Consider the following 13,624-nt stretch of genomic DNA (forward strand, 5'->3'; position numbering starts at 1 on the left):
ATCCCGGCGTCCGGGAATCATCGAGGTGGGCCTCGTACGTTGGAGAAACTGCGGGGCCGATGTCGGACCCGGCTTGTAGGGTCTGATCATCACCGATCGACCGATCGGCCGTAATGCCGACCATGTCGGGCGAACTGAGCGGGGTGAGGGTTATGGCAACGAAGGACACCGGCGGCGGACAGCAGAAGGCCACGCGGTCCTCCGAGGAGGTCGAGGAGCAGGCCCAGGACGCACAGGCCTCGGACGACCTCAAGGAACGCCACGAGAAGCTGAGCGACGACGTGGACGACGTCCTGGACGAGATCGACGACGTCCTGGAGTCCAACGCCGAGGACTTCGTGCGCTCCTTCGTGCAAAAGGGCGGCGAGTAACGCCCGGCGTCCGTCCCGGCGCGGGCCCGCGGCGAGCGGGTCGGCGCCGGGACGGATGACCGGCGCCGGTACGGGTATGGTCCGTGCACGGATTTGATGATCGGCTCGGCCGCTCCCGGCGGGGCCGCAGCCTTACGTGGAAGGAATCGCGTGGAACCCAACCCTCGTAGCACCGGGCGTCTGCCGGCTGCCTTCCTGACGCCCGGGTCCTCCTCCTTCATGGACTTCCTCTCCGAGCACCAGCCGGAGCTGCTGCCCGGCAAGCGCCAGCTGCCGCCGGTCCAGGGCGTGATCGAGGCGCCGCACGGGACGACCATCGTGGCCGTCACGTTCCCGGGGGGCGTCGTGCTGGCCGGCGACCGGCGGGCCACCATGGGGAACGTCATCGCGCAGCGGGACATCGAGAAGGTGTTCCCGGCGGACGAGTACTCGGCCGTGGGAATCGCCGGCACCGCGGGCCTCGCGGTGGAGATGGTCAAGCTGTTCCAGCTGGAGCTGGAGCACTTCGAGAAGGTCGAGGGGGCGCAGCTCTCGCTCGAGGGCAAGGCGAACCGGCTGTCGACCATGATCCGTTCCAACCTGGGCATGGCCATGCAGGGCCTGGCCGTGGTGCCCCTCTTCGCGGGTTACGACCTGGACCGCGACAAGGGCCGCATCTTCTCCTACGACGTGACGGGCGGCCGCTCCGAGGAGCACGGCTACGCGGCGACGGGCTCCGGCTCGATCTTCGCGCGCGGCGCCATGAAGAAGCTCTTCCGCGAGGACCTGTCCGAGGCCGAGGCCACCACGCTGGTGGTCCAGGCGCTGTACGACGCGGCAGACGACGACTCGGCGACCGGCGGTCCCGATGTCGCCCGCCGGATCTATCCGATCGTCACCGTGATCACCGAGGACGGCTTCCGCCGGCTCACCGAGGACGAGTCCTCCGAGATCGCCCGGTCGGTGCTCCAGCGGCGCCTGGAGCAGCCGGACGGCCCGCGGGCCGCGCTGCTGTAGCGGCGGATGGTCCCGGTTGAGGGTGATCCAGTGACTTCCACAGAAAGGGATGGATGACCGGTGTCGACGCCGTTCTATGTCTCACCCCAGCAGGCGATGGCCGACCGGGCGGAGTACGCCCGCAAGGGCATCGCCCGCGGCCGCAGCCTGGTCGTGCTGCAGTACGCCGACGGAATCGTCTTCGTCGGTGAGAATCCGTCCCGCGCGCTGCACAAGTTCAGCGAGATCTACGACCGGATCGGCTTCGCGGCGGCCGGCAAGTACAACGAGTACGAGAACCTGCGCATCGGCGGCGTCCGCTACGCCGACCTGCGCGGTTACACCTACGACCGCGACGACGTGACCGCCCGCGGCCTGGCCAACGTCTACGCCCAGACGCTGGGCACGATCTTCTCCAGCGCGGCCGAGAAGCCGTACGAGGTGGAGCTGGTGGTCGCCGAGGTGGGGGAGACCCCGGAGGGCGACCAGATCTACCGGCTGCCGCACGACGGCTCGATCGTGGACGAGCACGGCTCGGTCGCGGTCGGCGGCAACGCCGAGCAGATCAGCGGCTATCTCGACCAGCGGCACCGCGACGGCATGTCGCTGGCCGAGGCGCTCAAGCTCGCCGTGCAGGCCCTGTCCCGGGACACCAACGGCAGCGAGCGGGAGATCCCCGCCGAGCGGCTGGAGGTGGCGGTCCTGGACCGTACGCGCCCGCAGCAGCGCAAGTTCCGCCGCATCGTCGGCCGTCAGCTCGCCCGTCTGCTGGATGCGGACGGCGCGGCGGCGGCGTCGGACGCGGGCGCTGAGGCCGACGGCTCCGAGGAGGAGTAGCGGCCCCGCCCCCTCGTCGTCACGCGTGGTGCCCCGGCCGGACTCACCGGCCGGGGCACCACGCGTCTCAGGAGGCCCTGGGCGGCCCCGTGGAGCCGCGTACGACGAGTTCCACCGGGATGTCCCCGCCCTCGGGCGTGCGGCCGTCCAGGACCGCCAGCAGGGCCCGCATGCCGCGCTCGCCGAACAGCTCGGCGTCCAGCCGGACCGTGGTCAGCTCCGGGTCGATGGCCGTGGCCAGGGCCAGGTCGTCCAGGCCGGTGACGGACATGTCGTCGGGCACCCGCAGACCGAGCCGGCGCAGCGCCTTGTAGGCGCCGGCGGCCAGTTTGTCGTCGTCGCAGACCAGCGCGGTGGGACGCGGGCCGGCCGCGGCGAGCGCGGCCTCGGTGGCGGCGCGGGCGTCCTCGATGGAGATGGGGGCCCGCACGGTGCGGACCGAGCCGCCGGGTGCCGCGCCCACGCGCGCGGCGAGCTCGCGGGCCCGTACCTCGAAGGTCCAGGAGGGCACGTCCGCCGCCAGGTGCAGGAAGCGCCGGTGCCCGAGCCCGAGCAGGTGCCCGGCGACCTGGCGCACCCCGTCCGCGATGTCCAGGTTCACCGTGGCGGCGCCGAGGCTGCCCTCGGGGTCGCTGTCGAGCATGACCAGGGGCAGCGCCTCGCCGCGGATCGCGGTCAGCGCGTCGGCCGCCATGGAGGACGCGATGACGCCGTCGAGGGCGGCCTGGGCCGAGGCGAAGGGGTTCCTGGCGGGGCCGACGCCCTCGGGGGAGGGGTACAGGACGACGCCGAAGCCGTGCTCGGCGGCCACCCGCGCGGCCCCCGTGTAGACACCGGCGAAGAACTCGGTGGTCAGCGCGGGGACGACGAGGAGGACCGTACGGGTGTGGCCGAGGCGCAGATTGCGGGCGGCCAGGTTGGGCCGGTAGCCGAGTTCCGAAGCGGCTCGCCGTACCCGCTCCGCGGTCGCCTCTGCCACCCGGCCGCGCCACTTGTCGCCGAGGACGAGCGAGACGGCGGCCTGGGACACCCCGGCGGCCCGGGCGACGTCACGGCTCGTGGGGCGCGTGCTGGCTGGTGCCACCGTACGGCTGCTCCTCCTGCTCGGGCCGGCCACCGGCCGGCTGCTGAGTCCGGCCCGGTCGTCCGCCTGGACTGCTGAACAGCGCACATGGTACGTATGACAGAGCACGTTATACGTAACACCTGGAACCCGGGGCCGGACCGGCGCCCCGGGCGGGCCGAGGCCGACGGAGGCTGTGGCGATGGCCGCGGGATTCGCGGGATACCTGGAGATCCTCCGGGCGCGGCACGCCACCCGGCTGCTGACAGGCACCCTCGTGGGGCGGTTGCCGAACGCCACGGCGGCCATCGCGATCGTGCTGTTCGTCCGCGCGGAGGGCGGCACGTACAGCCTCGCGGGGGCCCTGGCGGCGGTGTACGGCGTGGCCAACGCGGTGGGCCAGCCCGTGCTCGGCCGGCTCGTGGACCTGTACGGCCAGCCCCGGATCCAGCTGCCCGCCGCGCTCGCCGCGGCCCTGGCGATGACCGTGTTCGCCCTGACCGGCACCGAGCCGCGCGCCCTGGCCTGCGCCGCCGTGGCGGCCGCGGGACTGTTCACACCGCCCCTGGAGGGCGGCCTGCGCGCCCTGTGGCCCGGCGTGCTGAGCCGGGAGGAGCAGGTGCACACGGCGTACGCGATGGACGCGGTCGCCCAGGAAGTCATGTTCACCGCCGGGCCGTTGCTCGTCACCCTGTGCGTGTCGCTGTGGTCCGCGCGCACCGCGCTGGTGGTGCTCAACGTCATCGGCGTCCTGGGCGCGCTCTCCGTGGTCAGCTCGCCGCCCTCACGCGCCTGGCGGTCGGCGCCGCGCGAGGCGCACTGGCTCGGCGCGCTGCGCTCGCCCGGGCTGCTGGCCCTGCTCGGCGCGTTCCTCTTCGTCGGCATCGCGCTGGGCTCCATCACCGTGGCCGCCGTGCCCTACGCGGACGGTCACGGCGGCGACGCGGTGTACGGCTGGCTGATGGCGGCGCTGGGCCTCGGCGCGCTCGCCGGCGGGACCGGTTACGGGGCCCGGCAGTGGGCGGGACCGCCCGAGCGGCGACTGCGGGTGCTGGTGGCCCTTCTGGCGGTGTGTTACCTGCCGCTGATGCTGATGCCGGGCGCGGTGGCCATGGTGGCGCTGACGATGCTGTCCGGGGTGTTCCTGGCGCCCAGCATCGCCTGCGCGTTCATCATCGTGGACCGGCACGCGCCGGCCGGGACGGTGACGGAGGCGTTCTCCTGGCTGGTGACCACCTTCACCGTCGGCGCGTCGGCCGGAACGGGCGTGGCGGGCCCCGTGGTCCAGGCGGGCGGCGCGCTGTGGGGCTTCGCGGTGCCCGGCGCCGCGGGGGCCGTCTCGGCGCTGGTGCTGCTGGCCACCGGAAGGGTCCTCGCAGCTCCCGCCGGGCGGGCGGTCGTTGCGGCTTCATCGGAAAATGATCCAAATCGTGCTGCCGAACCCCGTTTCAGCTCGGGGGATCGGGCGTAATGTTCACTCATGGACCGCCGCATTTTCGGGCTGGAGAACGAGTACGGCGTCACGTGCACGTTCAGGGGACAGCGCCGCCTGTCGCCTGACGAGGTGGCGCGGTACCTCTTCCGCCGTGTCGTGTCATGGGGCCGCAGCAGCAATGTCTTTCTGCGAAACGGCGCCCGGCTCTATCTCGACGTGGGGTCACATCCGGAATACGCGACACCCGAATGTGACAATGTGATCGAACTGGTCACCCACGACAAGGCCGGCGAGCGCATTCTCGAAGGACTCCTGGTAGACGCGGAACGACGCCTGCACGAGGAGGGAATCGCGGGCGACGTCTACCTCTTCAAGAACAACACGGACTCGGCGGGCAACTCCTACGGCTGCCACGAGAACTATCTGGTGGCACGGCACGGGGAGTTCTCGCGGCTCGCGGACATCCTCATCCCCTTCCTGGTCACCAGGCAGCTGCTGTGCGGGGCGGGCAAGGTCCTGCAGACCCCCCGCGGGGCGGTGTACTGCGTGAGCCAGCGGGCCGAGCACATCTGGGAGGGCGTCTCCTCCGCGACGACCCGCTCCCGGCCCATCATCAACACCCGCGACGAGCCGCACGCGGACGCGGAACGCTACCGCCGGCTGCACGTCATCGTGGGCGACTCCAACATGTCCGAGACCACGATGCTGCTCAAGGTCGGCGCGACCGACCTGGTGCTGCGCATGATCGAGGCCGGCACCGTCATGCGCGACCTCACCCTGGAGAACCCGATCCGGGCGATCCGCGAGGTCAGCCACGACATCACGGGCCGCCGCAAGGTGCGCCTGGCCAGCGGCCGCGAGGCCTCGGCCCTCGAGGTGCAGCGGGAGTACTACGAGAAGGCCGTGGACTTCTGCGAGCGCCGAGGCATCCGCACCGGCACCGTCGAGCAGGTGCTGGAGCTGTGGGGCCGCACGCTGGACGCGATCGAGAGCGAGGACCTCGACCGCATCGGCACCGAGATCGACTGGGTGATGAAGTACAAGCTCATCGAGCGCTACCGGGCCAAGCACAACATGACGATGTCGCACCCCCGGGTCGCCCAGATAGACCTCGCCTACCACGACATCCACCGCCGTCGTGGCCTGTACTACCTGCTGGAGAAAAAGGGCCAAGCCGCCCGGATCTGCAACGACTTGAAGATCTTCGAGGGCAAGTCGGTTCCGCCGCAGACCACTCGGGCGAGGCTGCGCGGCGACTTCATCCGGCGGGCCCAGGAGCAGCGCCGGGACTTCACCGTCGACTGGGTGCACCTGAAGCTCAACGACCAGGCACAGCGCACCGTGTTGTGCAAGGACCCGTTCCGTTCGGTGGACGACAGGGTGGAGAAGCTGATCGCGGGAATGTGAGACACGCTCCGGCGGAATTGCCCGCCGGGACGCAACACGGGCGCCGTACGTTTCCCGTACGGCGCCCTTGTCACGCCGTAGAGTTGCGCGCACGCCATCAACAAGATCGACCGATTACGAGGCCCCCACCGTGCGTCGACGCTCACTCCTTCTTTCCGTCCCCGCGGGACTGATCACGCTGGCCGCCTGCGGCAATGACAAGGCCGATTCCAGCAAGCCCAGCGACAGCGCGTCGCCGTCCGCGTCGGCCACCTCCGCCCCGCCGCCGCCGAAGATCGTCTCCGGGCCCCTGCCGGCGATCACCGCGGGCACCAAGTTCGGTGAGAAGCCGACCGTGGCCAAGGGCAGCGGCGAGCCGTCCAAGGACCTCGCCGTCAGGACGGTCATCGCCGGCGGCGGCCGCACGGTCGCGGAGAACGACTTCATCCAGGCCAACTACCTGGGCCAGATCTGGAACACCGCGAAGGTCTTCGACAACTCCTACGACCGCAAGTCGCCCCTGCTCATCCAGCTCTCCCAGGGCAGCATCATCGACGGCTGGCGCTACGGCCTGACCGGCAAGAAGCTGGGCAGCCGCGTCGAGATGGCCGTCCCCCCGACGTGGGGCTACGGCCCGCAGGGCAGCGCGCAGGCGGGCATCAAGGGCACCGACACCCTGGTCTTCGTGATCGACCTGATCGACAGCTTCAACACCAAGAGCTCCGCCCACGGCAAGGCGGTCGCGCAGAAGGACGCCGGCCTGCCGACGGTGGGCACCAACACCGACGGCCAGGCTCCCGAGGTCAAGGTCCCCAAGACGGCCGCGCCGAAGAAGCTCGTGTCGAACTACGTCCTGGAGGGCGACGGCGCCGAGGTCAAGGCCTCGCAGACCGTGCTGTGCCAGTTCGTGGGCGTGGTGTGGGAGAGCGGCAAGACGTTCGAGTCGACGTACCGGCAGGGCCGGCTCAGCCAGTTCGCGCTGCCGCAGATGGAGCAGGTCGTCAAGGGGCTGGCCCAGGGCGTCGCCGGCAAGAAGACGGGCAGCCGCGTGCTGATCGTCGTGCCGCCGAACCTGGCCTACGGCGACAACCCGCCGCCGAACAGCGACATCAAGAAGGGCTCCACCCTCGTCTTCGCGGTGGACATCCTGGCCGCGATGTGACCGCGACGCCGTGCGCGGCGGGCGCGCCCGCACAGGCTCGTGCGGGCGGCCGTGCGGTGGTGATGAAAGACTGTGCGCGTTGCCTTGTCGTAGATGAGCAGGAGCGAAAGACGTGAACATCGAGAAGCCCGAGATCGACTTCCCGGGCGGCGAGCCCCCGGCCGACCTCGAGATCAAGGACATCTGGGAGGGCGACGGTCCGGAGGCCAAGGCGGGCGACACCGTCTCCGTCCACTACGTCGGAGTGGCCTTCTCCACCGGCGAGGAGTTCGACGCGTCCTGGAACCGCGGCACGCCGCTCCGCTTCCAGCTGGGCGTCGGCCAGGTCATCCCCGGCTGGGACCGGGGTGTGCAGGGCATGAAGGTCGGCGGCCGCCGCCAGCTGATCATCCCCGCCCACCTCGCCTACGGCGACCGTGGCGCCGGCGGCCGCATCAAGCCCGGCGAGACGCTGATCTTCGTCTGCGACCTGGTAGCGGTCTGACCACCGGTCCGACCACCCCCACCCCCGTGCCGGGCCCCCACAACCGGGCCCGGCACCCTGACCACGGCGGGCCGTGAGCCGCCGGGCCGGTCGCCCGCGGCCACGGTGACGGCCGCGGCCCGGTCACCGACGTGGACCGGCAGAGGCGGCCCGTCGCGGCGGTCCGCCGCCTTCGGGCCGGTCCTGGCGGCGCACCGGATCGCGGTCCGGCCGAACGTGGCCGGGTCGCACCGGCCCGCGCGGCTCCGACCACGGCCGCCGGCTTTTGTCGCCGCGGTCCGATCGTGGCCGCGCATGCTGGGGGCCGCCGTCGTGGCCGGGCGCGGCGCGCTGATCGCCGCGAGCCGCCCGTGCTCGACGCGGACAGGCCGCGGTCGTGGCCCGGTCGGCGACGTGGGCCCGCCGCGTCGGGCCGGTCGTGGCGGCGCACTCGGGCGCCGGCCCGGCCGGCCGCGGTCGGGCCCCTCCGGTGGCCCACTCCGTCGCCGCGGCCCGAGCGTGGCCACGGCCGGTCGCGCGGTGGCCGTCGCCCTTGACCGCCGCGGCCCGAGCGTGGCCGTCGGAAGCGTGATCGCCGCGACCCGGTCGCGGCCACCGCCCGCGTCGGCCCGGTCGTGGTCGGTCGATGTGATCGGTGGTGTCCGGGTGTGGCTGGCGGGGGATCGGCGGGAGGCGGGTCGAGGCTGGGATTGACCGGCTGGGGGGCCTGGCCGTCCGGGCGTGGGCTCTCGGCTTTTGTCTGTGCACTTCGGGGCGGTACGGTCATCGGTCGTAAGCACCATAGGGAAGGTGACGGGCGTCGATGGCCATTGCCAAGGCCGAGCGGCTGATGAACCTGGCGCTGTGTCTGCTCGGGACGCGGCGGCCGCTCAGCAAGCGCGAGCTGCGTGAGTCCATCGAGGCCTACCTCGAGGCGGGCACCGACGACTCCTTCAACCGCATGTTCGAGCGGGACAAGGACGACCTGCGCGAGCTCGGCCTGGTCATCGAGACGGTCGAGGGCCTGGACGGCGAGGTCGGCTACCTCGCCCGCCGCGACAGCAACCGCCTGCCGCCCATCACCCTGGACGCCGAGGAGGCCGCCGCGCTCGGGCTGGCCGCCAAGGTCTGGCAGCAGGCCCGCCTCGCCGGAGCGGCCAGCGGCGCCCTGCAGAAGCTGCGCGCGGCCGGGCTGCCCGAGGACGTCGACCCCTACGAGGCGCACGGCGCCCTGGAGCCGCGCATCCCGGTCCACGAGGCCGCCTTCGAGCCGCTGATGCTGGCCTGCCGCGACCGCCGCCCGGTCGTCTTCGACTACCGCAAGGCCAACGCGGCCCAGCCCGGAACCCGGCACGTCGAGCCGTGGGCCCTGGAGTGCTGGCGCGGTCACTGGTACCTGGCCGGCTTCGACCGCGACCGTGGCGCCGAGCGCGTCTTCCGGCTGTCCCGGATCACCGGCAGGGTGCGCAGCCGCGGCACGGGCTTCACCGTCCCGGTGCCCGACGTGGTCACCGTGCGCGAGACCGTCGCGAGCTGGGCGGGTGAGAGCGCCGACCGCTCCGCGCTGATCCGGCTGCGCGCCGGCGCGGGCTACCCGCTGCGGGCGAGGGCCACCGCCGTACGGGAACTCGGCGACGGCTGGGACGAGTTGGAGATCCCGTACGGGCACGGGCTGGACGCCTGGCTGGTGGAGTTCGGCCCGGACGTGGTGGTCCTGGAGCCGGCCGAGTTGCGGGCGGACGTCGTGGACCGGCTGCGTGCCGTGGCCAAGGGCTGAGGGGGAGCGAGCGACACAGTGGCAGGCAAACCGGTCAGGCCCGTGAACGCCATCGACCAGACCCGGCGGATGCTCTCCCTGGTGACGTATCTGCGGGAGCGCCCCGGCGCCCGGGTCGAGGACGTCGCGCGCGCCTTCGGCATCACCGAGGACGAACTGGTCTCCGACCTCGACGTGCTGCCCATGTGCGGCACCAGCTTCCGCGGCGGGGACCTGCTGGACATCGACACCGACGGCGAGCGCATCTGGTGGCACAACCCCGCCGCGCTCGGCGCCGACGCCGCCGAGCCGCTGCGGCTGGCCGCCGACGAGGCGACCGCCCTTCTGGTGGCCGCCCGTGCCGTGGCCACCCTGCCGGGCCTGCGCGAGGGCGACCGGCAGGCGCTGCTGCGGGCGACCGCCAAGGTGGAGGCCGCGGCCGGGGAGGCCGCCGGGGCCAGCTCCCGGCTGTCGGTGACCTTCGAGTCCGAGGGCGGCGTCTTCGCCGACGTGGACCGGGCGATCTCCGAGCGCCGTCGCCTGTGGATCCGCTACTACTCGCCCGCCCGCGACGAGGTCACCGAGCGCGAGATCGACCCCATCCGCCTGGTCAGCGTCGGACACACCTACGTCGAGGCCTGGTGCCGCCGCTCCGAGGCGCGCCGCACCTTCCGGCTCGACCGGGTCGCCGAGATCAAGATCCTCGACGAGCCGTCCGCGCCGCCCGAGATCGAGCTGCGGGACCTGTCGCAGGCGCTGGTGCAGCCCGCCGCGGAGGACCCGGAAGTCGTCGTCGAGGTCGGTCCCGGCGGCCGCTGGGTCGCCGAGTACTACCCGCACGACAGCGCCGATGAGCTTCCCGACGGCGGTCTGCGTATTACCCTGCGCACCCCTGATCCGGCGTCCCTGCGGCGCCTGGCACTGCGCCTGGGCCGGGACGGCAGGATCGTCGCCCCGCGCGAGCTGGCCGACAGCGCCCGCCGGGCCGCCCGCGACGCCCTGGCGGCGTACGAAACCGGGTACGAGGCCGACGCGGCGTACGGCACCGGTCACGCCGGCGCCGGGGTGCCGGCCGGGGCCGACCCGGCGAAGGGGCCGTACGACAGGCAGGAGCAGGAGCTTTGAGCGACTCGGCGACGAGCGGTGTGCGGGGGATCTCGGTGGCGGCCGCCTTCGCCGGGATGAGAAGCGTGGCCCCGGTGGTGTTCAGGGCCGGGTGCCCCGACTGCCGCGGCCGCTTCGAGCTCGCCGCGGGCGCGCTGCGCCTGGCCATCGGCGCCAGCAGCCGGACCACGTTCTACTCCTTCACCTGCCCCGAGTGCGGCGCCGCGGTGCGCAAGCCCGCCGGGGAGCGCGTGGTCGAACTGCTCACCGGCGGTGGGGTCCGCACGCTGCGGCTGCACTCCACCGTCTAGGCTGCTGCGCATGTTCTGGCCGATGTTCGCGGTAGCCGCGGGGTTCGTGGGTCTCGCCGTCCTCGGGGTGCTCGCCGTGCGGGTGTTCCTGGAGGCGCAGCGGCTCGGAAGGCAGGTCACGGAGTCGGCGCGCCGCATCAGCAGGGCCGCCGACGACCTGGAGCGGGCGACGGTGAGCGCGGCCCGGTCCGCGGACTCGCTGTGAGGGCCGGCGCCCGACGTGTGAGTCCGGTGAGACGGCCGGTTTGCGCCGCTTCGCCCTGTCATGCTGTGGCTTCCGACAGGTACGCTGCTGGTCGCGGACCGGAGAACGAGGCCCGGCCGCGGACGGGAGTACGCACGGGGATTGCCTCGCGTTCACCCCTGAGCGTTACGATCGCTGCCATGGCGATTGATCGGACATGTGTCCGGCCGGTCGGACAGCATCCCACCCAGCCGCCTCGGTGAGAAGGTAAAGACTTATGTTCGGAAGGCTCGGAGCTCCCGAGATCATTCTCATCCTCGTCGTCATCGTCCTGCTGTTCGGCGCGAAGAAGCTTCCGGACATGGCGCGCTCGCTCGGCAAGTCCGCCCGCATCCTCAAGAGCGAGGCCAAGGCGATGAAGGAGGAGGGCAACACCGCCTCCGCCCCGGCCCCCACGGGCAACGAGCAGCCTCCCGCGCAGCGCACCATCAAGGCCGCCCCGGGCGACGTGACGAGCTCGCGCCCGGTCAACGAGCCGACGGACACCACCCAGCGCTGACGCACGGCCGGAGCGCTCCGGCCGTGCCGCACGAGATGAGGACGTGGGTTGCTCAAGCCTGCCCGCAAGAAGGAGAAGGACCCCGAGGGGCGGATGCCCCTCGCGGACCATCTTCGTGAGCTCCGCAACCGGCTCGCGAAGGCACTGCTGGCCATCGTCCTGGTGACGGTCGTCGCCGCCTTCTTCTACAACGACATCATCAACTTCCTCACCAAGCCGATCCTCGACTCGGTCGGCTGCGCGAAGAGCTTCGAGGAGCTGACGAACTCGACCGCGCGGTCCCAGCAGTGCGCGCGGATCACGATCAACGGCCTGCTCGCGCCGTTCACCCTGGCCCTCCAGGTCTCCCTGATGGCCGGTGTCGTCTTCGCCTCGCCGGTCTGGCTGTACCAGCTGTGGGCCTTCGTCGCGCCCGGCCTGCACCGGCACGAGAAGAAGTACGCCTACGCGTTCGTCGCCACCGGCGTCCCGCTCTTCCTCGGCGGCGGCTACTTCGCGTACAAGGTGCTGCCCACCACCGCCAAGGTGCTGATCGGCTTCACCCCGCGCGGCGTGGACAACCTGCTGCCGCTGGACGACCTGCTCCAGCTCGTGACGCGCATGGTGATCGTCTTCGGGCTCTCCTTCGAGCTGCCGCTGCTGCTGGTCATGCTCAACCTCACCGGGATCCTCACCGGCCGGCGCATGCTCGGCTGGTGGCGCGCCATGATCCTCGGCATCACGATCTTCGCGGCCGTGGCCACGCCCAGCACCGACCCGCCCACCATGCTGGCCCTCGCGGTCCCGATCTGGGTGCTGTACTTCGGCGCGGTCCTCTTCTCGCTTCTCAACGACCGCCGCAAGCGCCGCCGCGAGGAGGCCGGGCCCGGCGACGACGAGGCGTCCGAACTCGACCTCACGCCCGAGGACATCGGCGAGATCGAGTCCGTCAACGCCGGCCGCACCCTGCCCGAGCAGTCCGGCACCGACCGGGTCAACGGCTACGACGACGTGACCTGAGCCGCCCGGCTCCGCACGGCGCAGGAACGAAGAGCCGGCCGCCCCGCACCCGGCGTGCGGGCGGCCGCCTCCCTGCTCAGGAGGCTGTGCCCGGGGCTGATCCGGATAATGATCGTCCTGTTGTCAGTGCGGCCCGGTACGCTCGAAAGCACGATGACACAGGACCTCTCACCGGCCGAGCGGTACGCGGCAGCGCGCAGGCGAGCTGCCGAGCAGGCCACCGCGCTCGCGGGCTTCAGCGAGATGTACGACTTCGGCCTCGACCCCTTCCAGATCGAGGCCTGCCGGGCGCTCGAGGCCGGCAAGGGCGTGCTGGTCGCCGCGCCCACCGGCTCCGGGAAGACGATCGTCGGCGAGTTCGCCGTCCACCTCGCCCTCCAGCAGGGCAAGAAGTGCTTCTACACGACCCCCATCAAGGCGCTGTCGAACCAGAAGTACTCCGACCTGTGCCGGCGCTACGGCAGCGGCAAGGTCGGCCTGCTCACCGGCGACAACAGCCTGAACTCCGACGCCCCGGTGGTCGTGATGACCACCGAGGTGCTGCGCAACATGCTCTACGCCGGCTCCCAGACCCTCCTCGGCCTGGGATACGTGGTGATGGACGAGGTGCACTACCTCTCGGACCGCTTCCGCGGCGCGGTCTGGGAGGAAGTGATCATCCACCTGCCCGAGTCGGTGACACTGGTGTCGCTGTCGGCGACCGTCTCCAACGCCGAGGAGTTCGGTGACTGGCTCGACACGGTCCGCGGCGACACCGAGGTCATCGTCTCCGAGCACCGGCCCGTGCCGCTGTTCCAGCACGTGCTGGCCGGCCGGCGGATGTACGACATGTTCGAGGAGGGCGAGGGCCACCGCAAGGCGGTCAACCCCGACCTGGTGCGCATGGCCCGCATGGAGGCCAGCAGGCCGTCGTACGCGGACCGCAGGCGCGGCCGCGCCATGCGCGAGGCCGACCGCGAGCGCGAGCGCAGACAGCGCTCCCGGATCTGGACCCCGAGCCGCCCCGAGGTCATCGAGCG

15 protein-coding genes are annotated in these 13,624 nt (G+C 71.8%); 14 read left to right on the forward strand and 1 reads right to left on the reverse strand.

The features are described from left to right. The first annotated feature begins 152 nt into the window (after positions 1 to 152). The 3 genes from IE249_RS21570 to prcA all read left to right on the forward strand — a co-directional run bounded on the left by IE249_RS21570 (position 153) and on the right by prcA (position 2,183). Positions 153 to 371 (forward strand): ubiquitin-like protein Pup, encoded by a 219-nt coding sequence (locus IE249_RS21570; protein ID WP_189706951.1) that lies wholly within the window; start codon positions 153 to 155, stop codon positions 369 to 371. A 150-nt stretch (positions 372 to 521) separates the two neighbouring features. Continuing rightward, entirely contained in the window at positions 522 to 1,367 is an 846-nt protein-coding gene (gene prcB, locus IE249_RS21575) for a proteasome subunit beta (RefSeq protein WP_189706953.1), read from the forward strand. Positions 1,368 to 1,427: 60 nt separating this feature from the next. Next, positions 1,428 to 2,183 carry a proteasome subunit alpha gene (gene prcA / locus IE249_RS21580; protein ID WP_189706955.1) on the forward strand — a complete coding sequence of 252 codons (756 nt, stop codon included), beginning with the start codon at positions 1,428 to 1,430 and terminating at the stop codon, positions 2,181 to 2,183. Between the two features lie 67 nt (positions 2,184 to 2,250). Here the strand turns inward: prcA and IE249_RS21585 are convergent, their stop codons facing one another. After that, a complete protein-coding gene (locus tag IE249_RS21585) occupies positions 2,251 to 3,267 on the reverse strand; it encodes a LacI family DNA-binding transcriptional regulator (protein WP_189706957.1) in 1,017 nt (338 codons plus the stop codon). Positions 3,268 to 3,448: 181 nt separating this feature from the next. On the opposite strand from IE249_RS21585, the gene IE249_RS21590 reads away from it, so the two are divergent. From IE249_RS21590 to IE249_RS38050, 11 genes are all read left to right on the forward strand, one after another. Next, positions 3,449 to 4,717, forward strand: a complete 1,269-nt coding sequence (locus tag IE249_RS21590; protein WP_189706959.1) for an MFS transporter — start codon at positions 3,449 to 3,451, stop codon at positions 4,715 to 4,717. Between the two features lie 9 nt (positions 4,718 to 4,726). Beyond that, positions 4,727 to 6,088, forward strand: coding sequence for a Pup--protein ligase (pafA, locus tag IE249_RS21595; RefSeq protein ID WP_019754142.1), 1,362 nt, complete (start codon positions 4,727 to 4,729; stop codon positions 6,086 to 6,088). Between the two features lie 130 nt (positions 6,089 to 6,218). Continuing rightward, on the forward strand, positions 6,219 to 7,229 hold the full coding sequence (locus IE249_RS21600) for an FKBP-type peptidyl-prolyl cis-trans isomerase (protein WP_189706961.1): 1,011 nt from the start codon (positions 6,219 to 6,221) through the stop codon (positions 7,227 to 7,229). Positions 7,230 to 7,341: 112 nt separating this feature from the next. Beyond that, on the forward strand, positions 7,342 to 7,713 hold the full coding sequence (locus IE249_RS21605; RefSeq protein ID WP_189706962.1) for an FKBP-type peptidyl-prolyl cis-trans isomerase: 372 nt from the start codon (positions 7,342 to 7,344) through the stop codon (positions 7,711 to 7,713). An 802-nt stretch (positions 7,714 to 8,515) separates the two neighbouring features. Then, positions 8,516 to 9,469, forward strand: a complete 954-nt coding sequence (locus IE249_RS21610; protein ID WP_189706964.1) for a helix-turn-helix transcriptional regulator — start codon at positions 8,516 to 8,518, stop codon at positions 9,467 to 9,469. A gap of 18 nt (positions 9,470 to 9,487) precedes the next feature. Next, positions 9,488 to 10,573, forward strand: a complete 1,086-nt coding sequence (locus IE249_RS21615; RefSeq protein WP_189706966.1) for a helix-turn-helix transcriptional regulator — start codon at positions 9,488 to 9,490, stop codon at positions 10,571 to 10,573. Next, positions 10,570 to 10,863 carry a hypothetical protein gene (locus IE249_RS21620; RefSeq protein WP_189706969.1) on the forward strand — a complete coding sequence of 98 codons (294 nt, stop codon included), beginning with the start codon at positions 10,570 to 10,572 and terminating at the stop codon, positions 10,861 to 10,863. The genes IE249_RS21615 and IE249_RS21620 overlap by 4 nt, the downstream gene beginning before the upstream one ends. A 10-nt stretch (positions 10,864 to 10,873) precedes the next feature. Then, positions 10,874 to 11,068 (forward strand): hypothetical protein, encoded by a 195-nt coding sequence (locus tag IE249_RS21625; RefSeq protein ID WP_189706970.1) that lies wholly within the window; start codon positions 10,874 to 10,876, stop codon positions 11,066 to 11,068. 256 nt (positions 11,069 to 11,324) lie between these two features. Beyond that, positions 11,325 to 11,606: a Sec-independent protein translocase subunit TatA gene (tatA, locus tag IE249_RS21630; protein WP_189706972.1), complete on the forward strand. Its 282-nt coding sequence runs from the start codon at positions 11,325 to 11,327 to the stop codon at positions 11,604 to 11,606. A gap of 48 nt (positions 11,607 to 11,654) precedes the next feature. Then, positions 11,655 to 12,605, forward strand: a complete 951-nt coding sequence (gene tatC, locus IE249_RS21635; protein WP_189706974.1) for a twin-arginine translocase subunit TatC — start codon at positions 11,655 to 11,657, stop codon at positions 12,603 to 12,605. Between the two features lie 108 nt (positions 12,606 to 12,713). Further along, a partial coding sequence (locus tag IE249_RS38050) for a DEAD/DEAH box helicase (RefSeq protein WP_229858958.1) occupies positions 12,714 to 13,624 on the forward strand: 911 nt, incomplete at its 3' end.

It is taken from the genome of Streptomyces anandii JCM 4720 (assembly GCF_014650655.1).
Taxonomy (GTDB): Bacteria; Actinomycetota; Actinomycetes; order Streptomycetales; family Streptomycetaceae; genus Streptomyces; species Streptomyces anandii.

Coding starts and splice junctions, on each gene's coding strand:
- IE249_RS21570 (WP_189706951.1), top strand. CDS start 153: ATGGCAACGAAGGACACCGGCGGCGGACAGCAGAAGGCCACGCGGTCC.
- IE249_RS21590 (WP_189706959.1), top strand. CDS start 3,449: ATGGCCGCGGGATTCGCGGGATACCTGGAGATCCTCCGGGCGCGGCAC.
- pafA (WP_019754142.1), top strand. CDS start 4,727: ATGGACCGCCGCATTTTCGGGCTGGAGAACGAGTACGGCGTCACGTGC.
- IE249_RS21610 (WP_189706964.1), top strand. CDS start 8,516: ATGGCCATTGCCAAGGCCGAGCGGCTGATGAACCTGGCGCTGTGTCTG.
- IE249_RS21625 (WP_189706970.1), top strand. CDS start 10,874: ATGTTCTGGCCGATGTTCGCGGTAGCCGCGGGGTTCGTGGGTCTCGCC.
- tatA (WP_189706972.1), top strand. CDS start 11,325: ATGTTCGGAAGGCTCGGAGCTCCCGAGATCATTCTCATCCTCGTCGTC.